The sequence below is a fragment of the Emergencia sp. JLR.KK010 genome, from assembly GCF_037018265.1.
Lineage (GTDB): Bacteria > Bacillota > Clostridia > Peptostreptococcales > Anaerovoracaceae > Senimuribacter > Senimuribacter intestinalis.
Map to the genome: position 1 here is coordinate 126,595 of NZ_CP143550.1, position 25,916 is coordinate 152,510.

Consider the following 25,916-nt stretch of genomic DNA (forward strand, 5'->3'; position numbering starts at 1 on the left):
CCTTATGAGCCGAAACAAGGGAAATTTTTATTCTCCGCCGATTACCTTATCCAGCAGTCTTGCGGAAGTACGCTTTGCTTCCCTTGTAGCGTGAGCGTAAATGTTCATTGTGGTACTGACATCAGCGTGTCCGAGAAGTTCCTGCACATCTTTAGGTGCTGCACCGTTTGAAAGCAGATTGCTTGTATAGGTGTGTCTGAGCATATGGAAGTGGAAATCCTCCAATCCCTCCACCTTTTTTCTCGCTGTCCTGCACATAATCCCCACCGTACTCGGTGCTTCAAATGCCCCGTCAGGTCTAAGGCAGACAAAGGATAATTCCTTGTACCCCTCTGGGACTTCTTCCGACCTCGGCAGACTGTAAACCTCATAGTAGATGCGGTCTTTTTCTTTGACCTCAAAATAGTAATTAAGGCTGTACAGTTCCCCGTATCGGAAACGGTTTTTGTGCTGTTCTGTTTTCGCAGTTTTCAGGATTGCGGCAAGCGTATCGCAAAAGTCCACGGTGCGGATTTTTTTACGCTTTGTTGCCCCTATTTCTGTTTTGTGCCTTGCCCCGTTGTAACGCATACTGCGGCGTACTGTCAGATATTGTTCTTCAAGGTTGATGTCCTGCCAAGTCAGACCACAGACCTCTCCAATACGCAAGCCTGTATAATAGGCTATCTGTATAGGAAGGAGTGCAGGGTTGTTTTTCTTTTTCAGGAAGTCCTCTAACCTCTGATACTGTTCGTAGCTGAGCGTTGGTGTGGAAGCAGTTTCCCCATCCTCGTCCGAGAACAGTTCATATTCTTCTTTCTTTCCCCGCCATACCACATACTGCATCGGGTTAAAGGTTATCAGCCTTTTCGGGAATACCGCAAAACGGAACGCCCCTTGTAAAACTGCCGAAAACAATCGGAGATACCCTTTGCTGAGTGCCTTTGCGGTTGTGCCGTCAGGATTTGTACCGCCAAAGCTGAGAAAGTCTATATACGCCTGTAAATGGTCGGCGGTTACGGTTTTCAGCTTTCGGTTTCCTATCGGGTGCTGTTTGATACGGTTGACCGTTCCCTGATAGGACATTACCGTTCCATTGCTGAGACTGCCGGGTTTCAGTTCTTCCTCCACCCACAGATCGAGCAGCATACCAACCGTGATGTTTTCAGACTTCGCAACGAATTTCTTTTCCTCATAGTCAGCGATTGCTTTTCTGAGCAGGGCTTCTGTTTCAGACTTGCTTTCTGTTCCCACAAACTCTTTCTGTGCTTTTCTGCCGCTTTCATCTTCGATATAGAAGCGTGCGTACCACTTTTTACCTTTTTTTCTTACAGAACCTTTTGCCATAGATAAATTTCCCCTTTCTATCCGTGGCAATCGGGACTGTGACATATGGTGTGCGTAAAGTAATAAGGTTACTTATGCCGATGAGTGTCAGTCATCGTTTTCACTTGTCAAAGAGCCACGGAATTTTTCTTTTTCAGCAACCCTTTCTTCGGCTGCTGTCGCTATCCCGAACAGGTCGCCCATCTTTACAGCGGTGTGTCCCTCATCGTAGATATGTAAAATCCCGTCTAAAAACTGCTTCATATCCTCGATAGGAAGTTCCATTTCTTTACGGTAAACTCTTTCTATAATCGCCCCTGACTCAATCGCATAGCGGCGTAAGGACTGCTTTAAGCCCTCGTCCTCCGCTACACGGTCAACCTCAGCCATAGCGTCTGCAAAGTGATAGGTCATAACCGTATAGAGGTCAATCATCTTTCCGAGGAATGTGGTGAGCAGCTGTTGGTGCGGTTCTCCCTTTACCACGGAAGAAACAGTATCAAGATAATTTTTGATATGTTCCTCCATATCCTTTGCACATAAAGTGCGGCTGTCGTATTCCTTATCTTCGGAAAGTCCTGTCAGCCATTCGGGAGTGGTCAGGAGTGCTTCTGCCAGCCCGTTGATAATCATTGTACGCTTCGGGTCTACTCCGTCCGCTTCATATCTCTGAATGGTAGATTTGTTTACCCCGACACGCTTGCCAAGTTCGGGCATAGTTAAGTTTAATTCTGTTCGGCGTTCTTTCACTCGTTCACCGACCTGTTTTGCGGTGAATGTAATTTCTTTTTTCAAGGTTTTCACCTCCTATTGCTGATAGTATAGCACAGAAAAACCTATTTTGCAACCATAAATTTAATAATAGACAAAAATATTCCTTAATAGGTTGCAAAACAAGTTGACAAGAGATAGCAAAATAAGTATAATTACAGATACGTAGTTGCAAAATGCGTACTTTGAAAGGAGGTTGATAAAATGAGCGACATCAAAATGGGTTTAACCATAGAAGAAGCCGCAGAATGTACGGGTATCGGAAGAAATACAATGCGTAAGTTGGTAGACTGGGGCAAACTTCCCGTCCTCAAAGTCGGCAGAAAAACGATTATCCGCAGGGATACTTTAGAGCGATTTATGAGCGTCAATCAGGGAAGAAACCTGCTGAATGAAAACGATGTCCGCAAAGTAGAATAACCGTTCTCCAAGCCCTCGGCGTTTGAGAGCGAAATACACCCCTCGCACAAATCTTCGATTTGTACTCTGGGTATTTCGCCCTTGCAGGGGGCTATGTATCACAGCTTCGGACAAAGCACCGCCGCTATGATACAGAAGAAAACAGCCCGCTGTTTTCTTCGCTGTCCGTCTGCTTACGCCGCCGAAACAGCGGCAACCGATTTCTCGGTTGCAAAAAGAGTATGCCCGTCACGGGAGGAAGGAGTATATGGCAAGACACAGTTTTATACAGATGTCAAAGCTACCCAATGTCAAGGGAAGAATATCCTATATCACAAGCCACGCAAGACAGGAAAACCTCTATGCCACCTACCGCACCGCCGACAATGAATTTTGGAGTAACCTTGCAAGGGAAAGCCAGCAGGAATTTAAGCGAAGCGGTACAGAGGGCAAATGTATTGAAGCAAGGGAATTGATTATCGCCCTGCCCGAAGTATATACAAGATACGAGCCGCAGGAAGTCCTTGAAGATTTTACGGAGGAGTTCCGCAGGCGGTATGGTGTGGAGTGCGTGTCAGCCCTCCACCACAACAAACGCAAGACAAACTATCATATCCACCTTATCTTCAGCGAAAGAAAGCTGCTTCCTGAACCTGACATCAAGATAGCCACACGCAGCGTGTTCTATGACGAAACGGGCAAAAGGGTACGCACCAAGAAAGAAATCACAGGGGAGGACGGGCAGATACGAAAAGGCTGCACTGTCATAAAAAAGGGAGAAATTTATGAAAGCCACCTTTTTACCGTGAAAGATGATAAATTCAAAAGCGAGCCTTTTCTTCGGGAGGTAAAAGAGATTTACACTGACCTTATCAATCGGCATATCTCCGATCCTGAGCAGCAGTTAAAGGTATTTGATAAGAACAGCGTTTATCTTCCCACCAAGAAAATCGGCAAGAACAATCCCAAAGCCGCCGAGATTGAAACGGATAATGCCGCAAGGCAGGAATGGAACAGGACAGCGGATATGGCACTCATATCGGGTATTTCCGAAGCAAAAATTTTAGAAGTCAAGCAGACCGAGATACACGAAAAAGCAAGCCAGTCTATCAAAAGCAAGGGTTGGCTGCCCAATCTGTTCCGTGGGATTGTGACAAAGGCAAAAGATTTTCTTCAAAACCTTATTCGAGAAAAAGATATGCCGCCCAAGCCTACACTTGATATTGATATGGCAGAGTTCCGCCATATGAGAAACCTGATGATAAAAGTACAGGATAAGGCGGTAAAAATCAAAAACTTGCAGGATAAAGTTCTGCCGCAGTTGAAACAGCAGCTTGCCGATACAAAGGGGCTTTTCAAAGGCAAAGAACGAAAAGCGTTAGAGGTAAAAATCAAAGAAACCGAAGCAGAGATTGCCGACAGGTTGGATAAAATTCCTGATACACTCAAAGCGGACGGTTATCCCGATGTACAAGTTTTTATGAGGACTTTCCGAGAAATGGAAAGCGTTGTAGAACAGTACAACCGTGACCTTGCCAAGTGGGAATACCAAGTCAGCAGGAAACCGACAGTCGCCGCCAAAGAACAGCACAGACCGCCCGAAAAGCAGAGCGTGTTAAAACATCTACGAGAGATACAGGAACGCAACAAGCAGCAACCGCCGCAAAGACAGCGTAAAAAATCCATTGACAGAGATAGCCGATAAAAGAAAACACCGTTAGCAGCCTGCTGACGGTGTCTACATAGAAAAAACAATGCTATTAAGTTACTTTTGCTCAATATCTATTTCCTTTATTAGTTCATGCAATTCTGGACTGTCTTTTAAGAACTCGGTTTCTTCATCTGCGTTAATTGACTGAATAATAGCTTTTTGAAGTTTTGGTCCAAATGATTTATCAATTTCTTTTGTTTGGATGTGTCGATATAATGGCGATTTGTTAATATCCCATTTTTTTGTGAGTGATTTTAACATAGGCAATAGTATCTTCAAAAATTTAATCCTGTTTTTTGTGGCTTCATAAAGCTGAGAATGTGCAACATAGGAATTATATTCCCACAAATCAAATACTTGAGCCGCCTGCTTATCAACATCAGCGATATACTCAGCATCGTCCATTCGTTCTTCTTTAAGTGCAATCTCCATTAAAGTCATTAACGCTGCGTGAATTTCATTTGTGGCAGATAATAGTTTTTCCTCTATCAGTTTCGCTGCCTTTTCTAAATCTCCTTGTGCAATATATATATTTGCCTGAGCCTGTTCTCTGTCCACAGGACTTTTCTTGGGGAGTGTATTGAGTATTTCCTGCGCTTGCTCATAATCTTGTTTTCCCATCAATTTAGAAATTAGACACGCTTGTGCTTGCTCTCTGATAGTTGCATCTTCACTTTGTGCTGCACGATAGTATAAAGATTCAATTTTTTCTCGATACATTTCATTTGACTTGTTTTTGCTACCATGAAGCATCAAGGCACCGTCTAACAGCATGGCTAAATTGCTCACCAGTAAATCGCAAGTAGGATATTCTTTTAACTTTTCAGTGGCAAGCAAATATCCTGCTTCAAAACCGTTTTTATCCATCGTTTCAGAAACTTCATTCATAAACAGTGCAACTTCTTTTTCTGACAAATCATCTTGAAAAGATAATAGCGTATTCAGGTCTGTATCGAGAAGTCGGGCAAGTGCTGGCAATAAAATTATATCGGGATATGAAGTTCCTTTTTCCCACTTATTTACAGCAGGTGCAGAAACCCCAAGGTAATTCGCAATCTGTTCTTGCGTAAAACCTTTCGCTAAGCGTCGCTCACGAATTATTTCATTGATTTTCATAATGCTATCTCCTTTACGAATTAACTTTTTCGTACCTATATTGTAGCATTAAGTACTTATATTTTCTATTTACCACTTATTAACTTTCGAGAAGAAATATTAACCGGTAATTAAGTTCTTATCATTCAAGCGGTGTTTCTGTTTGAGGAACAGAAACACCGCTATGATCTTATTGATAAATAATTTCGCTATTTACAACTTCCATTGCACGGTTGTGAATGTTATTCATCAACTGCACCCACAACATTTGATTTTCGGCTTTGAGCTGTTCTGTCACTTTCTCTTTTGTAGCCATTTTCTTAACCAACCGACAAAGCATATTTTCAACTTGTTCGTTGATGTCAGCAAGATAACTGTTCAAATTGCCACTTGTGAGCAACGAAATATAAACTGTCCGTTTATGTTCCTGTAAATAGCGTTTGTGTCGCTGTCCCCATAAGCCGATAGGCTTGTATTCTTTTTCGGTTGGTAAAGTAAGACAAGGAATATAATAATCTCCTTGTAGTTCATACCAAAGACCATTGCTTTCATCATAAATGTACTTATCCATTAAAAAATCCTCCGTTTTAATATATTCGCACATACATCACATTTCCCCGATTGCCACACTCTGTTATATCTTGTTATGAGATTTTCTTGCCCTTGATTTTGCCCTTATAAGCAATCAGGGAAAGAATAAACTTGTGTGAAATCATATAAAGGGATAAGGCGAACACATTGCGATAAATCCTTTATTTTCAAGGCTTTTGGAGGATTTTATTAACGCCCTATGAGTGGCAGTAACCACTTATAAAATCATAGTTTTCAAATTCCGATTTATCTTTATGCACATTATATCATGATACCCCAATATCGTCATTTCTTTTCTGCTTATCCTGACTAGATGCCAAAAGAAAAACGTGTAGAGAACAATATCTCTACACGCATATATTAAACAGTCCGTGCTGATTGCAGTGTTCAACAATCCAGCCATAGATATCCACTTTCATGCCTACCTTTCGACAGCAACCTACGCTACGTAGATTCCTGACGTTTGCCGTGTATTAATCTGCCGTTAGTCGCCAACAGCTAAGCTATCACCAAAGTACGCAGCAATTTCTTTCATGCGTTCACTCTGACCTACGCCGAAAGGACAGCTTTTGTCGCAGTGGCCGCAAGCGGTACACTGTTCGGCTTTCTTTTCCAGATTTGCATAATGATCGGCTGCCAGGCTATCGCCAACTTTTGCCAGATCGTAATACTTGTTAATCAGACCTACATCAAGTCCCGCCGGACACGGCTGACAATGGTTGCAATACACGCATACACCTTTCACCTCAGCCGGCGTTAAAGACGAAATCATAGAATAGTCTTTTTCCGATGGCGAAGCATCATAGAAACTCAAAATCCGCTGAAGCTCCGCCTTATTCATGATACCCGGAAGCACTGTCAGCACGCCAGGCTTATCCAGCGCGTACTGCAAGCATTGAATTTCCGTCATCGCCTTGCCAAAAGGAGAAGTTTTTTCCGAAAGCAGCTGCCCGGCAGAGAATACTTTCATCACCGAAATCCCGACATCCTCTTTCTCGCAGCGTTTATAAAGTTCCATTCGCTCATCAGAGGCGCCGACCGCATACTCGCCGTGACAGTAGTCATAGCCCGCATTGATGCTGAACATGAGCATATCCACAAGACCCGTATCAAGTCCCAGCGCCGCTACAGAAGGCGTATGGGAAGACATACCGATATGACGCACCACGCCCTGCTGCTTCAATGCTTCTATGTATGCCAGAACGCCGTTATCGAGGTATTTGTTCCACTCCTCTTCCGTATCCAAACAGTGAATAAAACCGTAGTCAATATAATCTGTGTTCAGCTTAGAAAGCTGCCAGTCGATATTTTTCTTCACAGAATCCAGCGCTAAATTTTTCCCATAAACACCGGTGCTGAACTCCGTGCCAAAGTGAATCTGATAGAATACATTCTTTCTAGCATCACCGAAAGCCTTGTCATAATAGTCAAAACAAGCGCTTTCTGCCGCCGCGAAGTCATAAAAGTTAATACCTGCTTCATAAGCTATCTGCAGGGTCTCCACGCCCTCTTTTTCTGTCGCAGGGGTCAGATGCGCGCCCATTCCAATCTCACTTACTCTATCGCCTGTCCGGCGGTTTACACGATATTCCATAACAACCTCCTGTCGGTTTCATTCCAGTTCAAACTTAACTGTTCTCAGTATAACACACCTCGCCAGTCATGTCTAATACTTATGCAGTATGTCAATTCATAATCAAAACGTATGGAGATTATCACAGGCACAAAAATTCGGCTAAAATGCATCTAACTTTTATTTTAGCCGAAACCTTCTACCTCATACCTTATTCAAAATTCCTGTCAAACCGCTTCGCAAGTCTTTCTCCCGTCCGCAGGCTTTTATCGTAACTTTCTATCATAGCAGCAGTCAGAGGTACTGCCTCTTCAAAGAGTTCCCGAAGTTGCCGATTTGTCTCCTCACAAGCCGGATTATCCTTCCTCTGGTTCATCAGACCTTTCAACTGCCCGTAATGGCCCGAAATCTTCATTGCGCCATTGATGATGCCCTGCTTCAAAATCCCCGGCGCCGTGAGCAGTCTCTTTACTTTCTGCAAATCTGCCAGCGAATCCGCCACAATTTTCTCGCTAATACCATCATAAAAAGGCGCTATGGATGCGGCAGTTTCGCCATCGCGCGGCACCAGTTCAGCCGCCGAAAATGCTGCCGGCTTTTTACCGTCCTCTTGGAGCAGAAATTTTTCAAATTCCTCTTCAATTTCAAGATGCTCAACGCCTGTCTCAAGGACCATGGAGTTGACATAGCTATGACATTGACTATCCAGCATAAAATGACAGATAAAACCCAGCAAGTAGGCATATTCTCTGCTGTCTACACCCCTTCTCTCCACAACAGAAAGGCCGTGTTCAAAGAACGGCAGCACAGACCGTTTATGAAGCTGATGTCCATAGGTTACAACTCTGTTCTTCCTGTAAGGCTTATAGAAGAAAAACAGATCCGGTCCCTGCAGCCCAATATCAAACTGTACCCTGTATTTCTCTGCAACTTCCCGCAAATCCTCCCTCAAATAGATGAGAACTTCTTTCCCAAAGCGGTGATGCGCATAAAATCCCGGCATAATCTCTGATCCCCCAATCTGAAACCTTAGTTTTCTTCTATATATTCATCGTAGGTGCACAGTCTGTCAACCAGCGTGCCGTCCTTGCGAATTTCCATAATTCTATTGGCAATGGTCTGAATAAATTCATGGTCATGGGATGCAAAGAGCACATTCCCTTTGAAATTTTTCAGACCGTCATTGACCGCCGTGATAGATTCCAAATCCAAATGGTTGGTCGGCTGATCCAAAACCAGCACGTTAGAGCCAAACAGCATCATGCGTGAAAGCATACAGCGCACCTTTTCACCTCCGGAAAGAACCTGTACTTCCTTATAGACATCGTCCCCTGAGAAAAGCATCCTGCCCAAAAAGCTTCGCATAAAGGTCTCTGTAGTCTCGCTGGTGTACTGGCTGAGCCACTCCACCAGATTCAAGCTACAACCGTTAAAAAATTCCGAATTGTCCATCGGGAAATAGGAGTTAGTGATGGTAACGCCCCATTTGTAGGAACCCTCATCTGGCTCCATTTCACCCATGATGATTTTAAATAGAGTCGTATTTGCAATTTCATTTTCTCCAACGAAAGCGATTTTATCCCCTTTGTTTACGCGGAAAGAAATGTTGTCCAGCACTTTAACTCCGTCGATAGTCTTGGAAATTCCTTCTACAATAAGAATATCCTTGCCCGGCTCTCTATCCATGTTAAAGCCTACGAACGGATACCGTCTTGAGGACGCCGGCATCTCTTCTACCGTCAGTTTATCGAGCAGCTTACGACGGCTGGTCGCCTGCTTAGATTTGGATTTGTTGGCAGAAAATCGCTGGATAAACGCCTGCAGTTCCTTAATCTTTTCTTCGTTTCTGCGGTTCTGATCCTTCACCATCTTCTGTACCAGCTGGCTGGACTCATACCAGAACTCGTAGTTACCCACATACATCTTAATTTTACCATAATCTACGTCCACAATGTTTGTGCAAACTGTGTTGAGGAAGTGACGATCGTGGGAAACTACGATGACCGTGCCGTCATAATCCATGAGGAAATCTTCCAGCCAGTTGATGGCTTTTACATCCAGATGGTTGGTCGGCTCGTCCAAAAGGATAATGCCTGGATTGCCAAAGAGGGCCTGCGCCAACAGCACCTTCACTTTTTCCTTACCGGAAAGGGCGCTCATCTGGCTATAGAGAATATCGTTGGAAAGTCCCAGTCCCTGCAGCAGCCTGCTCACATCGGACTCTGCCTCCCAGCCGTCCATCTCCGCAAACTCTGCCTCAAGCTCCGCCGCCTTGATGCCGTCCTCATCACTGAAATCTTCCTTCATATAGATGGCGTCTTTCTCCTGCATAACCTCGTAAAGTCTGGCATTGCCCATGATAACAGTATCCAGTACCGTATACGCGTCATAAGCGAAGTGGTCCTGCTTCAAAACCGACATCCGAATGCCCGGCTTGACGGAAACATGCCCTGTAGTCGGTTCCAAATCTCCGGACAAAATCCGAAGGAATGTGGACTTTCCTGCGCCGTTGGCGCCGATAATGCCGTAGCAGTTGCCCGGCGTGAATTTCAAATCTACATCTTTAAACAGCGGCTGCCCGCTGAAGTTTAAACTTACATTTACTACATCAATCACAATTCCTGCTCCTTTATGATATTTTTTGTCTTGAACTGATATTATAACATATATTTAAAAATATAGCAAAACCAACCGCTGCCGCTGCACCTGTTCCCTACACACAAACTCGCGCAGTGCTGCAATTCTCTAGCTATGATTAAATTCCGTGCCCAGGGGGTATATTAATAAAAACAAATCAATCAGGAGGAAATTTGCATGGTAAAATTATTTAAATGCGCCCATTGCGGTAATATTGTAGAAATGGTGGAAGACAAAGGTGTAAAACCCGCCTGCTGCGGTGAAGCGATGCAGCTGATGAATCCAAACACTACAGACGCAGCGCAGGAAAAACATGTGCCCGTTGTTACTATCGACGGAAATAAAGTTACTGTCTGTGTCAGCAGCACCGAACATCCGATGATGGAAGAGCATCACATCGCCTTCATCATCTTGGAGACAAATCAGGGCGTACAGAGAAAATATCTGGATAAAACCGGAAAACCCACTGCGCAGTTTGTTCTCTGTGAAGGCGAAAAAGCAATCGCAGCCTATGAATACTGTAATCTCCACGGATTTTGGAAAGCGGAAATCTAAAGAAAATATGCAAAAAGTCGGACCAGCAAACCTAATTGCCTGTCCGGCTTTTTCTATGTTGCTTCAGCACTCTTCCTGCCCCGACGCGTAAGTTTCTCCATCCGCCATCTGTCTGCGGCTATACTGCAACATATACAGCTGGTAATATCTCCCCTGCTTTGCAAGCAGCTGTTGATGGTTGCCCTCTTCTGCAATTTCGCCATGAGAAAGCAAAATGATGTGATCCGCATGCTGTATCGTAGAAAGACGATGTGCTACAATGAGCATGGTGCCAATATTTCGCATCCTCTCTAGAGAATCCTGAATCAGAAGTTCCGTTTCCGTGTCAATATTGGCCGTTGCTTCATCGAGAATCATCACAGAAGGTCGGTGCAGCACCGTTCTGGCAAAGGACAAAAGCTGCCGCTGCCCAGCGGAAAAGTTATTCCCCCTTTCCCTGACCTCCTGATCCAAACCATGCTCCAGCTTACTGATAAAACTGTCCGCGTTGACATAGCGGCACGCCTGCCAGACCTCTTCATCGGTAAAATCACCCCGTAGCGTCAGGTTACTGCGCACCGTGCCGGAAAACAGGAATACATCCTGCAGCATCTGCCCGAAGTGGCGGCGCAGCGAAGCAATCTTGATTTTTCTGATTTCGATTCCATCAATCAGAATCTGCCCTTCCTGAATATCGTAATTCCTACAAATCAGAGACAGGATGGTCGACTTGCCGGAGCCTGTCGCGCCAACAAAGGCTGCGGTCTGACCCGGATACACATGAAAGGACACACCTTTCAGCACCCACTGACCAGGATTGTAGCAAAACCAAACATCACGAAATTCGATCTCGCCGCGCAGAGTCTCTAGCTCAATCAGCTGCTCCTCTTCTTCCACGTCCACAATTTCCGGCGCCATGTCCATGATAGTGAAAATTTTCTCCGCGGCGGCAAAGGATCGCTGCAGCATATCAAACTGCTCCGCCAAAGTCTGAATTGGATTAAAAAAACGTGAAATATACATATAGAATGTGACAACTACGCCGCTGGTCACCGTCTGTCCAAACAGCTGAAGATCATCAATGTAGCCCCTGCCACCCAGATAAAACAGGCACATCACCGAAGATACATAAAGCATGTATACCATCGGACGAAAAATCCCGAAAACGAAAATTCTGTCCTTTTTTGCCTTCCGTAACGTCTGGCTTTTTGCCCGAAATTCCTCCATCTTGCGTTCTTCCTGATTGAATACCTGCGTAATCTTCATGCCGGACAGATTTTCTGAAAGGTAGGTATTCACATCCGTCGTCGCGTTATTAACCCTGCGGTGCACTTTACGGGAAAAATGCCGAAAGAGTACTGTAAACAGCACCACAAAAGGCACAAAGCACAACACCATCAGGGTCAGCTCGTAGTTGAGCAGTAGCATGGCAAACAGCACGCCGAAGATGACTACCATGTTTTTAATCAGCGTCACTAAAATATTGGTAAACATATAGGAAATTGCATTGGTGTCATTGGTCACCCTGGTAACCAGCTTACCTACAGGAATCGCCGAAAGCTGTCCATGAGAAAGCCCCTCTATATGGATGAAAACATCCTCTCGCAGCGCAGAAAGAATTTTCTGCCCCGTGCGCTGTAAAATCATGGACTGTCCGTAGGTACAGATCATACTGACAATCAAAATTCCTGCGTAAAATCCCACCATCGTCCAAAGATAAGACAGGGCGAACGAACCCTTTACCGTCTCTTCGATATAGCCAATTAAAAGAGGTGAAGTCAAATCATACGCAATCGAAAATAACAAAAGTATAAGTACCTTCAAAAATTCTTTCCGGTAAGGTCTGGCATAGGTCATCAGCCTTTTGATCAGTTCTCCATCTTTCATATGGCGGTCCAAATCCGGCGCTTCTTTTTTATTTTTTTCTACCAGATAGGTCAGTACAAAAATCAGCGTAAAGACACCGATGATTGCACCCACAATCAGAATCGGGAGATAGCTACGCATTCGCCTCATCTCCTCTCTCTTCCAGTTTCTGTAGCTCCACCATCTTGCGGTACGGCAGGCAGCTGTCATAAAGCTGCGCATGGCTTCCTTCCGCCACCAGGCGCCCGTTTTCCAAGAACAAAATACGGTCCATCTGCTCGATGGTGGAAATACGGTGCGCGATTAGAAGCGTCGTTTTTCCCTTCCGCACCGAACGCAAATTCTGCAAAATCATTCTTTCCGTCTTGGTGTCCACCGCTGAAACCGAATCATCCAAAATCAATATCGGCGCATCCTTCATCAAAGCGCGCGCGATTGAAATTCTCTGTTTCTGACCTCCGGACACCGTCACGCCTCTTTCGCCCAGCACCGTATCGTAGCCAGCGGTAAAGCCGCAGACATCCTCATCAATGTCCGCCATTCTCGCCGCGGTCTGTATGCGATCCATCCCTGACACGTCTCCATCCATTCCAAAGGCGATATTTCGCGCAATCGTATCCGAAAAGAGAAAATTATCCTGCGGCACATAGGCAAACGCCTCCCGCACGGAAGCAATCGTCAGGTCGTTGATTTCCTTTCCATCCAGAAAAATCATGCCGTCATTCACGTTATAGGTTCGTAGCAGCAGATCGACGAAAGTCGTTTTTCCCGCGCCAGTCTTTCCTACAATGCCCACCTGCTCCCCAGCTTTAATCGTGCAGGTAATATCAGACAGAGCTTCCCGCTTTTCGCCAGGATAGTGAAAACAGAGACTCTCAAAACGAATTTCGCCTCTGACATCCTCCAGGACAGACGCACCGGGGCGATCCGTTACGGTCGGCTCCGCATCCAGAAGTTCTCCGATTCGGTTCAGAGAAGCCTTGCCCCGAGAGGTCATGTCGATCAGTTCGGAAACCGCCATAATCGGCCATACTACAGCATTAAAATATCCGATAAACTCTACCAGTTCCCCTGCGTTAAAGACGCCCCGGTAGACAAGATAACCACCATATCCCAGGATGATGCAAATCACACTTTCCACAAACATGGTAACCAGGATGCGCAGAAGTACCGAGGCCTTCGTATGATCGATATTGGCGTTTTCGTTCTCTACATTCAAATTCTGAAACGCCAGCAGTTCCCTTGCTTCCTTTACAAAGGCTTTGATGACAGCAATGCCCGAAAAGCTTTCCTGCGAGAAATCTGAAAGCTTGGAAAAAGCCTCCTGTCTGATGTCCCATTTCACCATCATATAACGGCCTACAACCGTAGCGCTGGCAAGCAGAAGCGCCATAGGAATCAGAGAAAGCAGCGTCAGCACCGCGTCCATCTTCCACATCTTGGCGATTGCCAAAACGCCGAGAAAAAGCGTGTCCAAAAACATCATAATGCCCCAGCCGAAACACTCCTGTACTGTATCCAAATCATTGGTAAATAAACTCATCAAATTGCCGACTTTATTGTGCTGGTAATACGCCAGGCTTAGCCGTCGGCAGTTGTCAAACATATCCTCCCGGAGCCCTGCTTCCACACGGACTGCCGCCCCGAAAAACATCACCCGCCACAAAAAACGGCCGAAAACGATGGCAAGAATAATCCCTGTCATCGGCATGCAGATTCTATCCAGTAAAAAGTCCATATCAAAAGATACTGTCGTTCCGTCAACCTCGACAAAGCCCTGATTCATACCATTTATTACCATCTGATATAAATTAGGAATCGCCAGCTGCAGGCAGTCTACCAAAAGCAGTGCGGCCATGCCGAAGAAAAGCATCGGTGCGTACCGAAAATAATATGGATTGATATGACGTCCAAAAATCAAGGGATCACTCCTTCTTTCATTGTTATACCTTATCATTATAATGAACATTTGTTCTTTCGTCAAGCAAAAGAAAAACCCGCACGTAAAAATGCTAGCGAGTTTGATTGCCTTTACCGTTTTCGCTGCTCCACTACTCCACCGGACATAGATCAGGCTGTGCATATTTTAGAAGATTTTTTGGAATTTCTGCACTGACAGACTGCCTACTTTGTGAACCCGGCTGTAGACCCAGTTGTGAACCTGCTGCCGTAAAGCGAAAGCAGCAAGCCGCGCCCAAGGGAGCGGCTTGCTAGCAAACGCAAAATATTTAGTTCTGCCTGTAAATCTGCTGACCCCGAACCGGCTGATACCGGATCAGTTCCGATGCCTCCAGATTTTCTCTTCGCATATCCACTGCCGAAATCTGATGATTATCGTAGGTAGTATAATAGTAAATTCCTCGATCCGCATTGCAGCAAGCCGTAAAGAGGGTCACCTCGTACTTGCCGTCTCCTAAATCACAGCAGCCACGCTGCTGATCTACTGCGCCTAGAATATGAAAAAACTGACTGACGCTTTCTTCTTCCGAATCATCACTGACCGAGTTCATTTTTACAAAAGAAGCCCGCACAAAGCGCGACTGAGAGGATAAATCTCCCGGAAGCCCTAAAGCGCCCATGCCCCGGCTGTAAGCAAAAAGCGGCAGCTTATCACAAAAATGATTCTGCGGCGCGCAGGTCGACAGGCTCATATAGTTATTCAGCTGAAACATCTGCTCCCCAAAAGGCGGATTGTTGGTCAGTACGCCCACCGGATTATCATAGATAAACAATCCCTCCGCGGTAGATTCTAGCGTGATAGCTTCCTGCTTGTCGGCAATCATCCAGTGCAGTTGCGCCGGCGGAAGACTGTCGCTGTAGGGAGTATCCAAAAGATTCACGCGCGCAAGCAGCTTCCGTGCCTCCTTTACTGAAACGCATTGTCCCAGAAGCCACGGAATCAGTTCAAATTGGGCAAGATTGCACTTCCCCTGTTTCACTTCTTTCTGATACACCGCGTTGCCCACAAAGTTCAGTCCTGCCATACCAAGCCCCGCTTCATTGACGGCCTCATAGTAAAGCGGCTCATCCTCCGGCACATACGCCATCCCAATCATCGCATGGTGGTTTTCCATCGTCTCCATGTTCCGAAAGCGAAACGGATAGTTTCGCGGTGTTATGGTAACCTCGTCCCCATAAGAGAACTCATAATCCAGTGTCCTCCCAAAATAAAAGTCCTTCGTCTTGTACGTAATCGCTGTACACATAAAATTCCTTACCCCAATCTTAACAAGATGCCGCTATGCGGCAAAGTGTATCAAAACGTTCCTATAACAAAACCTTCCTTTCGGTTATTCCTGTAAAAATATCTTTTCCCATTCTTCTCAATTTATGCCACACTTCCTAATTTCATGCACAGATTTCCATCAGTTCAGCGCTGCGGCAATTTTTTCTACTACGTCTTCTACCGTACATTCATCACAGCAAATCGTTACATCCGCATATTTTTCATAAAGCGGCACTCGCTGCTGGTAAAGATCCGCCAGAGTCTGTCCCTTTTCCAAAGTCACGCCGCGGGTTTTAATATTAGACAGCCGCTCAAGCACCGTGTCCAGCGTCACCTGCAGATACACAACGATGCCGTTTTCCTTGAAGCGATTCATCGCCTTGTCAAAATAAATAGCACTACCGCCTGTGGCAACGACATAATCCGCTCCCTTAAAATCCAGCAGCACAGATTCTTCTACCCGATGAAAATACCCATTGCCTCGACTGTCAATAATCTCCTGCAAGGTTCGCTTCTCCCGTTGCTGAATTAAAAGATCCGTGTCCACAAAACCTTTATTTAAAGTTTTTGCAAGAACAACACCCACCGTGCTCTTCCCGCAGGAGGGCATTCCCACTAAAATAATATTCTGCATGTTTCGTTTAAACTCCTATCATTTTCACTTAGTTTTTTATTCTACCATAAATCGGTTCAGATAGCAAAGTCAGGCTTGAATCTCTGCAAAAAGAATCATTGGCAAACCACCCTAACCTGATGTACAATATAAGGAGGAAAATAGGAGGCACAGAATTGATGAACCAGTACAGCAAAGAAGTTGGAAACAGAATCCGCATGTTCAGAAAAGCCAAGGGCTTCAGTCAGCAAGAATTTGCAGATGCACTGCATAAAACAAAGTCAACCATTTCTAAATATGAGCATGCTGCTATTGCACTGGATCTTGAAACCCTGCACGAAATATGCCAGCTTCTGCAAATACCAATGCACGCACTTTTAACAATTGCAGATGAAGAAGACTTCCCATCTGAAAAAAACGTCGTATCCCAGTTTTATCTGTACAACCTTGCCGGACGCAACGGCACGCTGCACAGAAGTCTTGTAGAAATTTACGGCAGTAATCAAAATTCGAACCTGCATCAACAGGAAGCCTCCATGTTCTACGGTGTTCCTTCTTTTCAGACACCTGAAAAATGCCAGGGTTTCTACTACGGTTTTTTTTATAAGAAAGACATCTTTACGCATCTGCATTTAATCAATCAAAAAAATAATATTGAGCAGGTCTCCATCTGCTATCGCTCTAATCTGGACAACCTGCTCTTTAATATCGGTCTTCTCAGCGGTCTTTCCTTTGCCAATCTGGTTCCCGTCACCTGCAAGGCAGTCATTTCAGAAAAACCGCTGGCAGAAAACCAGCTGCTCCTTGACGCCCTCACCTTCGACCAGACGGAAATCAGACGCATTCGAAACACCGGTATCGTATCGCTGCAAAGGCGCTAAATTTTCTTCGTTTTCAGCACGCCCAGCGCTGTAAAAATTCCTGCCGGGATAATCCAGCCAAAGCCCAGACCGGACAGCGGCAGCAAATTTGCAAAGATATCGATGTCGAAGATATTTCCAATCTGCAAAAGTACCGATGCTGCAAAGGCACCAAATGCTGCAAAGCGGTAGGTCGTTTCTGACCGAATCCACCTTCCCAAAAATCCAAATACCACCAGCACAATCAACACCGGATAAATCAAATCCAGTACCGGCGCTGCCATGGAAATAATCGTTGAAGTTCCAAAGTTGGAAATGACCCAGGAAACCAGCGTAAATACAGCTACCAGCACTTCATACTTTACACCTGTTTTTTCTGCAAAGAAGGAAGCAATAGAAGTCAAAAGTCCGACTGCCGTCGTCAGACAGGCAAAAGCGACAATTACCCCCAGAAGAAGCATGCCTGGTTTTCCCAGAAGCTGTTCTGTCAGCAAAATCAGAAGTTGTGCCTGACTCAGTTGTTCCTTTACAGAAACCGACATAGTTGCGCCTATATAGGCAAGCCCACCATACACCACGACTAGCAATACCGTTGCAATAAGACCACCCCTTAGAATCAGCGCAGAGTGTTCCTTCTGCTGGCTATATCCTTTCTGACGAATGGTCATCAAAATCGCTACAGAGAAAATATATGCAGCCATCATATCCATAGTCTGATAGCCGGACAGCAGTCCGTTTCTCACAACACTCCCCGTCTGGGCAGAAGGTCCGATTTCCCCAAGAGGTGTTACAATTCCTTTTCCAATCATTACTAAAAGTGCAACAAACATCACAGGCGCCATAAATTTCCCTACAAGATCTACAACCTTGCTCTGTTTTGCGCTGAGAAGAAATGCGACTGCAAAGAAAATCCCAGTAAATAACCAGGAGTTTATTGCTCCCAGGTTCGGTACTACACCGACCTCATAGGTAATTGCCGCCGTCCTAGGAACCGCTACAAAAGGTCCAATGCACAGACAGTTAAGCGCAAGAACCACAGTAGAAATTTTATTTCCAAGCTTTCCCGTAAGCCCTTCTGCACCCTCTCCGCTTCCTGCAATAGCAATCATGGCAAACAAGCTCATACCGATATCAATAAAAATAAAGCATAAAAATCCAATCAGCCAGGATCCGCCGGACTCCCAGCCTAAAAATGGAGGAAAAATAAGATTCCCTGCTCCAAAGAACATTGCAAAGAGTGCAAAGCCAATGGTCAGGGAATCAGCTGTTTTAATTTTGTTCATCTTTACACCTCACAACTAAAATTCATGAGGCTATTTTATCATCTGAAATCTGCCGATGACAAACCCAGGGTCGTTTCCTTGCAGGAAATCTTTTTCTTGTATGTATCTTTTAAAGAAACTTTTCCTCGTCTTTCATAGCACTTTACAGAATTCACTGTGAAAACGAGAAAATTCACGAAAAAGGTTCTTTTTAAGAAACTTTTTTATGTCTGCGGAACATACTTCTCGGCAGAGAGAACACCGCCACCATGCCCAGCACCATAGCGCCGATGATTTTCAGCACTGCAAAACCGCCAGACAGCCCCTGCACCGTATTTCCGATAAACAGATTATAGATCATGTTATAGATGCTAATCCCTGGAATAATGGGAAATATCCCAGGAATCATAATCACGTTGGCAGGCACCTTACAAAATACGGCAAGGATTCTCGCAAGAAGTGCAATAACTGCCGCTGCAAGAAATGATGCCAGCGCAATGGACATAAAAGGAAGACAGAGGGTATAAATGACCCAGCCCGCAAGTCCAACAAGGCCGCATACGCCGCACTGTCTGCCCGGCACTTTAAACAGCACCGCAAAAGCCGCTGTTCCGATACAGGCAGCAATGCCCTGCAATACAAATTCTATCATCAGACACGACCTCCCAGCTGCAATGCTAAAAATACTCCTGTGGTAATGCAGGTAAACAGTAAAATTGCGTCTACCATTCTGACCCCGCCGGAGATATAGTTCTGATCCACTAAATCCCGCACGCCATTAACAAAAGCCACACTGGGAAGCAGCGGTATAATCGCCCCGACAATGGCTTTATCAAGATTTTCCACCATGCCCATTCTCATCATCAGCACGCAGCCTCCCGCCGCTATAAAGCTAGCAGCAATGTGCAGAAGCACATTGGAAAGATGCAGGGGTTCCAGTGCCAGAAAAAAGCCCCAAACGAGAAGCCCCATCAGACAAGCTGCCATGCAGTCTAACGTTCCTCCTCCGAGAAAATAGCAAAACGCTGCCGCACCGATACCAGAGCAGAGAACGTGCAGCCACTTATTATATTTCCGCCCCTGTCTAATTACCTCAAATTCTTCTATTGCGGCATCAATCTCTAAATCCATCTGCTCTATTTTTCGCGACAGATTATTCAGTTCGCAAAGTTTGTTTAGATCTACACTGGTGCTCATAATCGGCTCCAGGCTGGTCTCCCGCTCTTCTGTTCCCATTTCCAAATTGACAAACACACCGTTAGATATGATAAATACCTGCTGTTTTGTCGTTCCATAGTGCTTTGCAATTCTCTCCATGGTCTCTTCTACACGGGCAATTTCCGCACCGCATCGCAGAAGTTGTTCCCCGACCCCTGCAGTCAGATATAACACTTTCTGTAGATATCGCATTCCTTCGTCCTCTTTCTATCGTAACATCATTGCTGCCGCCATAATGCCTCGTTTTCCCTGGTGCCCCCGGTGGGAAAAGAATACGTCCTTATGGCATTTCGTACAGAGATTCATATCGCTGAAATGTTCTGGCAAAATTCCCTCTGCCAGCAAATCATACCTGATGATTTGCTTTAAGTCAAGATAATATTTTTCGCCTTTTTGGTAAGAAAAATTTCTATAATTTTCGTCCTTATCAAAAAAACGCTGCGCGACATCCGTATCCACCTCAAAACAGTCTTGGCAAAGGGCAGGTCCAAGCCCTGTGATCAAATTTTCTGCAGAGCTGCCGTAGCAATCTTTCATCTTACGCACCATTTCCCTGCTGATACCGCCAAGTGTTCCTCTCCATCCCGAATGGGCAAGACCGATAACTCTCTTTAGCGGATCATAAAAAAACACTGCATTGCAGTCTGCATGACCAGTTACTATAGCAATCCCCGGTACATCAGTCACAAGACCATCCACATCTTCGTAATCCTTGGGACACGTTACACCCTTTCCCGCATCCGATGCCTGCACCACTCGAATATTGGTGGTATGGGTCTGATCTGAAACGACAAGGCTCTCAGCGCCAGTTCCCAATGTCTCCGCTAAAAGCTCATAATTCTGCCGTATATTTTCCTCACTGTCCAGAGTTCGCGCTCCAAAATTCCAGCTGGCGGTACAGCCGCCGCTCACACCGCCGTGACGCGTTGTAAACAGATGCACAAGCTCCGGATATGCCGCAAAAGCATTTAGCGTCAGGTACTGCCGCTCTCCCAATTTGTGAAGCTTATAATTTTTCGTGGATTCTTTCATTCTCTTCCCCCCCAACATAAAATCTTCCATCACACATACGGATAGTATACGAGATATTTACAAAAACTACAAGAGACAGCTTGCCTCCTTTTGTTGACAGTAAGGCTTATGTAAAAGCATTTTGGAAGTTACAGAACTTTACCCTTTGTTGCCACAAAAAAAAGGAAAATTCCTAAAGACAATACGTCGCAAGACGGATACAACACTCCTTCCGCCTATATTTTTCTCAAAAAGAAGGAGCATCCCCATCACCGGACGCCCCTATCAATCAAATTTTCCTTTTTTCAATTATATTTCAACGTTTTTCTGCAACGGCGATTTTCATTTCATAAATAACCCTATTACAGACTTACTCCACATCCACCCGTTCAGAAAGCCATGCGGCATTGACCTCGGCATACTTTCCGGCAGGCACTGAAAGGGACTTCAGATAATCCCGCTCCAGCTGCCCGTAGAGTTCCTCATCCAAATTAACCGTCAGTTGTTCGCCCATAGCGTTCGTATAATCCCAAATAATAAAGTAATCCTCCTCACCATCGAGATAATACAAAAGGTCCTCGCGGCGCACCTTAGGCCATTCGCCCTTTATATTCTCATAAACCAGCGCCTTGTAAAGCTCGATAATCCGGTCATCTCTGCCGCCATCAAAGATGAGAATTTTTTCTAAAAGCTCTCCGCCATCTTTGACTACTCGAAAAACTGCCTCTGCGTCCACCGAAGACTCCGGCAGTTCCAGACTGTTGAGCTGCGCAAGCAAAGAGTTGTCGTGTTCCGGCGCCATGTAAATGGTCAGTTTCCGATCAGGATCCATATACATCATCGGATACTCCGCCAGCGTTTCATCTCCGCACTTTGGACATTTTGCAAGGAAAAAGGACCCATTCATGACCTTCTCCTTATACGACGGCTCCACACACACATCTACAAATTCATGGATATCCATCATAATCTCTTCCCCGCAGCCCGGGCATTTAAATTTCTCCCTCTCCATAATCCACCTCTTCAATTGATATTTGTTCCATGTCCTTAGGCTCTTCCACATTAATCACGCCTTCAATATCCTCAATCTCCGGCAATTCCTTCAGACTGGTAAATCCAAAATTCTTTAAAAACGTATCTGTTGTACCGTACAAAATGGGTCTTCCAATCCCTTCAGACCGCCCCTTTGCACAGATCAAGTCTTTCTTTACAAGACCATCGATCACCCGGTCACATTTGATGCCTCTGATCGCGTCGATTTCCCCCTTCGTTACCGGCTGTTTGTAAGCGATAATTGCCAGTACTTCCAGCGCTGACTGAGACAGCTTTTTCACCTTGACCGGCGTGCACAGTCTCTCAATAAACTCGGCATTCTCAGGTCTTGTTACAAACTGAAAAGACTTTCCCACCTGCCTGACGACAATTCCCCTGCCTTCCTGCTCATACTCATCTTTCAGTTCCAGAAAATATTCCATCATATCCTCTTTACTGATATTAAAGAGATCTGCACAAGTCTTCACTTCCAGAGGCTCGCCCCAGATAAACATCATGGATTCCAGCGCAGATTTGATTGTCTTCTTACTGTTCATGTTCGATTGTCTCCTCCATGTTTTTTTCTCCCGGCAAAACCATAATATCTCCGTAAATATGCTTCTGCTCTGCGTCCAGATATTTGTCGCGCATCATCTGCAGCACAGAAGTAAAAGTAACCACCACATCATATCGATCTTTCTTGTCAGGAATCAGTTCCTTCAGATTCAGCTTGCCAATTCCCCTTGATAAGGCTGATTTAAATCGGTCTTTAATGTAGACCATTCTGCTTTCAATGGTGGCTTTTTCTCTCTCCACCCTGGTATAGTGGGCTCTGACATCTTCCTCCCGCTTTTTCTTTCGCAGAAACAGATCGAAAGCCGTCGCAAATTGCTTAATATCCAGCGCCAGATATTCATCCGGTTCTTCCAGATAAGCAGAAATATCTTCCTGCGGTTTCTCGTAAACAAAAGACATATACGCTTCTCGTTCCGCCAGAATTTCCGCACCTCTTTTAAATCGCTTGTATTCCAGCAGACGTTCAACCAGTTCGCTTCTTGGATCGTCTTCAAGCACCGTCGTGCCGTCGATGGTTGTCCTCGGCAAAATCATCTTCGACTTAATATCAATTAAAGTCGCCGCCAGCACCATAAACTCTGTGCCGATGTTAAAGTCCATCTCCCGCATCGCTTTGATATATTCTAAGTACTGTCCGGTAATTTCCGAAACCTTTATATCATAGATACTCATCTGGGCATTCTCAATGAGATATACGAGAAGGTCAAAAGGTCCCTCAAAAATAGGCAGCTTTACTTTGTAACTCATAATCTCTCCTTTTCAGCGATGCCCGTATAATAATTATAGTACAAAAGTCCGATAATCACTATCACGCAGCCAATCAGCTCGTAGGAAGTCGGAATCTGTCCCAGAAAGATAACGCCCATGATGATAGCAAACACGGATTCTCCCGACTCCCATGCAGAAACGTACAGAGAATCCACATAGCCAAAGCACAGGTTAAGCACTGCATGGGCGCCGATTTGGCAAACCAGCGTCATTGCGATAATATAGATATAGTCCATGCTGCTGTAGCCCAAAACTGGCGTTCCCGTTGCAATAACACCTGCAGAAAAGCAAATCCAGCAGGAAAAAAATACTAAAAATACATAAACCGCGCCTGGCACGCTTTTTCGCACTTCATTGCCAATAGCAAAGTAAATGCCCATAAATGCACCGGCAAGGAACGCCAGCACATCGCCTTTAAAGTTACCTGCCGTAAGCTGCTGATAATCGAGTCCAGCAATCATGACACCGCCGAGAAGGGCTAGAACAATGCCCATAATCGGTCTGCGTCCAACCTTCCGTTTGAAAATAAAAATCGTGATTGCAAGAACGACCAGCGGATGCAGCGCTGCCAGCACAACTGCACTAGCGACATTGGTCATTTTCACTGCATTAAACCAGGAAAAGAAATGTCCAAACAAAAATGCCCCTGCAACAAAGGTCCATATGTAGTCTTTCACAGAAATCTGTTTCAGCACATCCCGCTGCTTTAGAAGCACCGGAACCGCAAAGAACGGCACACCGATAGTCAGTCTCCAAAATCCAATAGCAAGCGAAGGCGCCTCAATCACACTGCCAAAAATGCCTGAGGAGGACCCTGCCATTACAGCCAATACTACAATAATTTTAACATAGCGGGCAAGAACGCCCTTCTTTTCTTTTTCCATTATTTCGCTTCACTCCTGTTTCCTGCCGCCTGACATATGCAAACGCCAGCAATGATGATAACCGTTGTTAATATCTTAACCGGCTGCAGTTCCTCTCCCAGCATCAACGTTGCCAGGATGAAAGAAAATACCGGCACTAAATTGACGAAAATTGAGCATCGGGTCGGTCCGATGATTCTTAGCGCAATCTGCTGTATATAATAAGCGATGCCTGAGCAAAACACAGCCATGAATAATAGTGCGATCCAAGCAGACACCGGAACGCTTGGCAGAAATTCCCACGGCTTTTCAATGAGCGAAACAGGAATCAGCACGATGGAACATACCAAAAAACTGTAATAAGTCAATACCACTGGTGGAATGTGACTGCATCTGCTCTTGCTGTAAACCCCATATGCCGACCAGCATACCACAGCACCGATCATATATAGGTCGCCTCGATTCAGTTCCATCTCTGCAAAATGTGCAAAGTCACCGGCTGTAATCGTAAGCACCACCCCAAATAGAGACAGTAAAATGCCGAGAAGCTGTTTGAGCGGCACCCTCTGATGTAAAAACACAAAAGCGATGAGCACCGTAATCACAGGGTCAATAGCTCTGATAATCGATGAATTAATCGCCGTCGTATAGTTGAGGGATTCAAAGAAAAACAAATGATAGCCTACCATACCCACAACCCCTGTAAAAAGAAAATGCGGAATGTCCTTCTTTGTAAATTTATATGCCGCCTGTGGCTCCTTCGCCTGGGTCGCCTTCATGATAAAATACATTAAAACCGAAGCAATTGCAAATCGCAGGAATGTCACCGAGCCGGACGGAATGTATGGACCCGTATATTTCCCAGCAATAAAAGCCCCCGACCACAAAAAAGCAGCCAGTACCATAAGTGCGTAAATCGTCGTATTCTTCTTCATTTATTTCAATAACTTTTCCAGATTTTCCCTGTAGGGAGGTCTGACAATTCCTTTCTCCGTAATTACTGCTGTGATATATTTCGCCTCAGTCACATCAAAAGCCGGATTGTAAGTCTTAATCCCTGCAGGCGCCATAGGCTTCTCATACCACATCTTATAAATCTCTTCTCCGTCTCTTTCCTCAATCTCTATTGCTTCACCGCTTGCCGTATTCAAATCGATGGTCGAAGTCGGCACATACATATAAAAAGGAATCCCATACTCCTTTGCCAAAATTGCCACACCGCTAGTTCCTATCTTGTTGGCGCCGTCACCGTTTGCCGCCATTCTGTCGCAGCCGGTCACAACAGCGTCAACCCAGCCCTTCTTCATCACGGTCGCCGCCATGTTGTCACAAATCAGAGTAACATCAATACCCGCCTTGGAAAGCTCCCAGCTAGTCAGTCTTGCCCCCTGCAAAAGCGGCCTGGTTTCATCAGCAAAGACATGAAAATCAAACCCTCGCTCTGCACCGAGATAAATTGGTGCCAGACAAGTTCCGTACTTGGCAGTCGCTATGGTTCCAGCATTACAATGGGTCAGAATTCCCATACCTGGACGCAGCAGCGACAAACCATATTCTCCCATAGCATAGCAGGCAGCCTCATCCTCACTGCGAATGGATTCCGCCTCGATAAAGAGCCTCTGCTTTGCGGCTTCAACACTTTGCGGTTTCTCCGCCTCAAGCACGCCGCACATTCTATTCAGTGCCCATGCCAGATTGACCGCCGTCGGTCTTGCCGAAATCAGATAGTCCTTTGCTTTTTTTAGCGCCTGCATAAACTCTGCAAGCCCCTTTTCTTCCGGATAATCCCGCATTTCCACATAAAGACCGTATGCCGCTGCCACACCAATTGCCGGCGCACCTCGAACACGCAATTTGTAAATTGCTTCAAAGACGTCTTCTTTGCTCTGCATTTCTATGTAAATTTCTTCACCGGGCAAACAGGTCTGATCCAAAACAAGCATTTTTCCGTCCAGATACTTAACCGGTGCAATATCGAAAACTTTCATTTTTACACTCCTCTAAG

25 protein-coding genes are annotated in these 25,916 nt (G+C 45.3%); 4 read left to right on the forward strand and 21 right to left on the reverse strand.

All coding sequences use genetic code 11. From position 1 onward, the window contains the following. Positions 1–27: 27 nt before the first annotated feature. Positions 28–1,326 carry a site-specific integrase gene (locus V1225_RS00545; protein WP_338547182.1) on the reverse strand — a complete coding sequence of 433 codons (1,299 nt, stop codon included), beginning with the start codon at positions 1,324–1,326 and terminating at the stop codon, positions 28–30. A gap of 87 nt (positions 1,327–1,413) precedes the next feature. Next, positions 1,414–2,100 carry a helix-turn-helix domain-containing protein gene (locus V1225_RS00550; protein ID WP_338547183.1) on the reverse strand — a complete coding sequence of 229 codons (687 nt, stop codon included), beginning with the start codon at positions 2,098–2,100 and terminating at the stop codon, positions 1,414–1,416. Positions 2,101–2,280: 180 nt separating this feature from the next. Between V1225_RS00550 and V1225_RS00555 the strand changes: the two genes are divergently transcribed. Next, on the forward strand, positions 2,281–2,496 hold the full coding sequence (locus tag V1225_RS00555) for a helix-turn-helix domain-containing protein (RefSeq protein WP_161908895.1): 216 nt from the start codon (positions 2,281–2,283) through the stop codon (positions 2,494–2,496). A gap of 247 nt (positions 2,497–2,743) precedes the next feature. Further along, the gene (locus V1225_RS00560) at positions 2,744–4,180 is read left to right on the forward strand and encodes a MobA/MobL family protein (RefSeq protein WP_338547185.1); all 1,437 of its coding nucleotides are present in this window, start codon (positions 2,744–2,746) and stop codon (positions 4,178–4,180) included. A gap of 60 nt (positions 4,181–4,240) precedes the next feature. Here the strand turns inward: V1225_RS00560 and V1225_RS00565 are convergent, their stop codons facing one another. From V1225_RS00565 to V1225_RS00585, 5 genes are all read right to left on the reverse strand, one after another. Next, positions 4,241–5,302 carry a helix-turn-helix transcriptional regulator gene (locus V1225_RS00565; protein WP_161908897.1) on the reverse strand — a complete coding sequence of 354 codons (1,062 nt, stop codon included), beginning with the start codon at positions 5,300–5,302 and terminating at the stop codon, positions 4,241–4,243. 169 nt (positions 5,303–5,471) lie between these two features. Continuing rightward, complete coding sequence (locus V1225_RS00570) at positions 5,472–5,852, reverse strand: TnpV protein (protein WP_279153633.1); 381 nt, start codon at positions 5,850–5,852, stop codon at positions 5,472–5,474. A gap of 504 nt (positions 5,853–6,356) precedes the next feature. Continuing rightward, positions 6,357–7,466: an aldo/keto reductase gene (locus V1225_RS00575; protein WP_338547188.1), complete on the reverse strand. Its 1,110-nt coding sequence runs from the start codon at positions 7,464–7,466 to the stop codon at positions 6,357–6,359. A 190-nt stretch (positions 7,467–7,656) separates the two neighbouring features. Next, positions 7,657–8,448 carry a zinc dependent phospholipase C family protein gene (locus V1225_RS00580; RefSeq protein WP_338547189.1) on the reverse strand — a complete coding sequence of 264 codons (792 nt, stop codon included), beginning with the start codon at positions 8,446–8,448 and terminating at the stop codon, positions 7,657–7,659. A gap of 26 nt (positions 8,449–8,474) precedes the next feature. Then, positions 8,475–10,061 (reverse strand): ABC-F family ATP-binding cassette domain-containing protein, encoded by a 1,587-nt coding sequence (locus V1225_RS00585; protein WP_161908901.1) that lies wholly within the window; start codon positions 10,059–10,061, stop codon positions 8,475–8,477. A 198-nt stretch (positions 10,062–10,259) separates the two neighbouring features. Here V1225_RS00585 and V1225_RS00590 point away from each other — a divergent pair, with 198 nt between their 5' ends. After that, the gene (locus V1225_RS00590; RefSeq protein WP_160200825.1) at positions 10,260–10,637 is read left to right on the forward strand and encodes a desulfoferrodoxin family protein; all 378 of its coding nucleotides are present in this window, start codon (positions 10,260–10,262) and stop codon (positions 10,635–10,637) included. 63 nt (positions 10,638–10,700) lie between these two features. Here the strand turns inward: V1225_RS00590 and V1225_RS00595 are convergent, their stop codons facing one another. The 4 genes from V1225_RS00595 to V1225_RS00610 all read right to left on the reverse strand — a co-directional run bounded on the left by V1225_RS00595 (position 10,701) and on the right by V1225_RS00610 (position 16,342). Continuing rightward, positions 10,701–12,623 carry an ABC transporter ATP-binding protein gene (locus V1225_RS00595; protein ID WP_161908902.1) on the reverse strand — a complete coding sequence of 641 codons (1,923 nt, stop codon included), beginning with the start codon at positions 12,621–12,623 and terminating at the stop codon, positions 10,701–10,703. Beyond that, positions 12,616–14,403 (reverse strand): ABC transporter ATP-binding protein, encoded by a 1,788-nt coding sequence (locus V1225_RS00600; protein WP_251632030.1) that lies wholly within the window; start codon positions 14,401–14,403, stop codon positions 12,616–12,618. The genes V1225_RS00595 and V1225_RS00600 overlap by 8 nt, the downstream gene beginning before the upstream one ends. Before the next feature lie 307 nt (positions 14,404–14,710). Then, a complete protein-coding gene (gene bsh / locus V1225_RS00605) occupies positions 14,711–15,688 on the reverse strand; it encodes a choloylglycine hydrolase (RefSeq protein ID WP_160200822.1) in 978 nt (325 codons plus the stop codon). A 159-nt stretch (positions 15,689–15,847) separates the two neighbouring features. Continuing rightward, positions 15,848–16,342, reverse strand: coding sequence for a shikimate kinase (locus tag V1225_RS00610; protein ID WP_251614314.1), 495 nt, complete (start codon positions 16,340–16,342; stop codon positions 15,848–15,850). Between the two features lie 158 nt (positions 16,343–16,500). Here V1225_RS00610 and V1225_RS00615 point away from each other — a divergent pair, with 158 nt between their 5' ends. Further along, positions 16,501–17,202, forward strand: coding sequence for a helix-turn-helix transcriptional regulator (locus V1225_RS00615; RefSeq protein WP_338547191.1), 702 nt, complete (start codon positions 16,501–16,503; stop codon positions 17,200–17,202). Here V1225_RS00615 and brnQ read toward each other — a convergent pair. From brnQ to mtnA, 10 genes are all read right to left on the reverse strand, one after another. Beyond that, a complete protein-coding gene (gene brnQ / locus V1225_RS00620; RefSeq protein ID WP_338547193.1) occupies positions 17,199–18,464 on the reverse strand; it encodes a branched-chain amino acid transport system II carrier protein in 1,266 nt (421 codons plus the stop codon). The two genes, V1225_RS00615 and brnQ, sit on opposite strands and share 4 nt — an antisense overlap. Positions 18,465–18,654: 190 nt before the next feature. Further along, a complete protein-coding gene (locus V1225_RS00625; RefSeq protein WP_251614309.1) occupies positions 18,655–19,095 on the reverse strand; it encodes a threonine/serine exporter family protein in 441 nt (146 codons plus the stop codon). Then, positions 19,095–19,853: a threonine/serine exporter family protein gene (locus tag V1225_RS00630; RefSeq protein WP_338547194.1), complete on the reverse strand. Its 759-nt coding sequence runs from the start codon at positions 19,851–19,853 to the stop codon at positions 19,095–19,097. The genes V1225_RS00625 and V1225_RS00630 overlap by 1 nt, the downstream gene beginning before the upstream one ends. A 15-nt stretch (positions 19,854–19,868) precedes the next feature. Beyond that, positions 19,869–20,693, reverse strand: coding sequence for a peptidoglycan editing factor PgeF (gene pgeF / locus V1225_RS00635; RefSeq protein ID WP_160200816.1), 825 nt, complete (start codon positions 20,691–20,693; stop codon positions 19,869–19,871). Positions 20,694–21,042: 349 nt separating this feature from the next. Beyond that, positions 21,043–21,684, reverse strand: a complete 642-nt coding sequence (locus V1225_RS00640; RefSeq protein ID WP_160200815.1) for a CpXC domain-containing protein — start codon at positions 21,682–21,684, stop codon at positions 21,043–21,045. Continuing rightward, positions 21,665–22,261 carry an SMC-Scp complex subunit ScpB gene (gene scpB / locus V1225_RS00645; protein WP_160200814.1) on the reverse strand — a complete coding sequence of 199 codons (597 nt, stop codon included), beginning with the start codon at positions 22,259–22,261 and terminating at the stop codon, positions 21,665–21,667. Before scpB ends, V1225_RS00640 begins: the two co-directional genes overlap by 20 nt. Then, positions 22,251–23,027: a segregation/condensation protein A gene (locus V1225_RS00650; protein ID WP_160200813.1), complete on the reverse strand. Its 777-nt coding sequence runs from the start codon at positions 23,025–23,027 to the stop codon at positions 22,251–22,253. The genes scpB and V1225_RS00650 overlap by 11 nt, the downstream gene beginning before the upstream one ends. Beyond that, positions 23,024–23,932: a DMT family transporter gene (locus V1225_RS00655; protein ID WP_160200812.1), complete on the reverse strand. Its 909-nt coding sequence runs from the start codon at positions 23,930–23,932 to the stop codon at positions 23,024–23,026. The genes V1225_RS00650 and V1225_RS00655 overlap by 4 nt, the downstream gene beginning before the upstream one ends. Continuing rightward, positions 23,932–24,846 carry a DMT family transporter gene (locus V1225_RS00660; protein WP_338547198.1) on the reverse strand — a complete coding sequence of 305 codons (915 nt, stop codon included), beginning with the start codon at positions 24,844–24,846 and terminating at the stop codon, positions 23,932–23,934. Before V1225_RS00660 ends, V1225_RS00655 begins: the two co-directional genes overlap by 1 nt. Continuing rightward, positions 24,847–25,899 carry an S-methyl-5-thioribose-1-phosphate isomerase gene (gene mtnA, locus V1225_RS00665; RefSeq protein WP_338547200.1) on the reverse strand — a complete coding sequence of 351 codons (1,053 nt, stop codon included), beginning with the start codon at positions 25,897–25,899 and terminating at the stop codon, positions 24,847–24,849. Between the last annotated feature and the right edge of the window lie 17 nt (positions 25,900–25,916).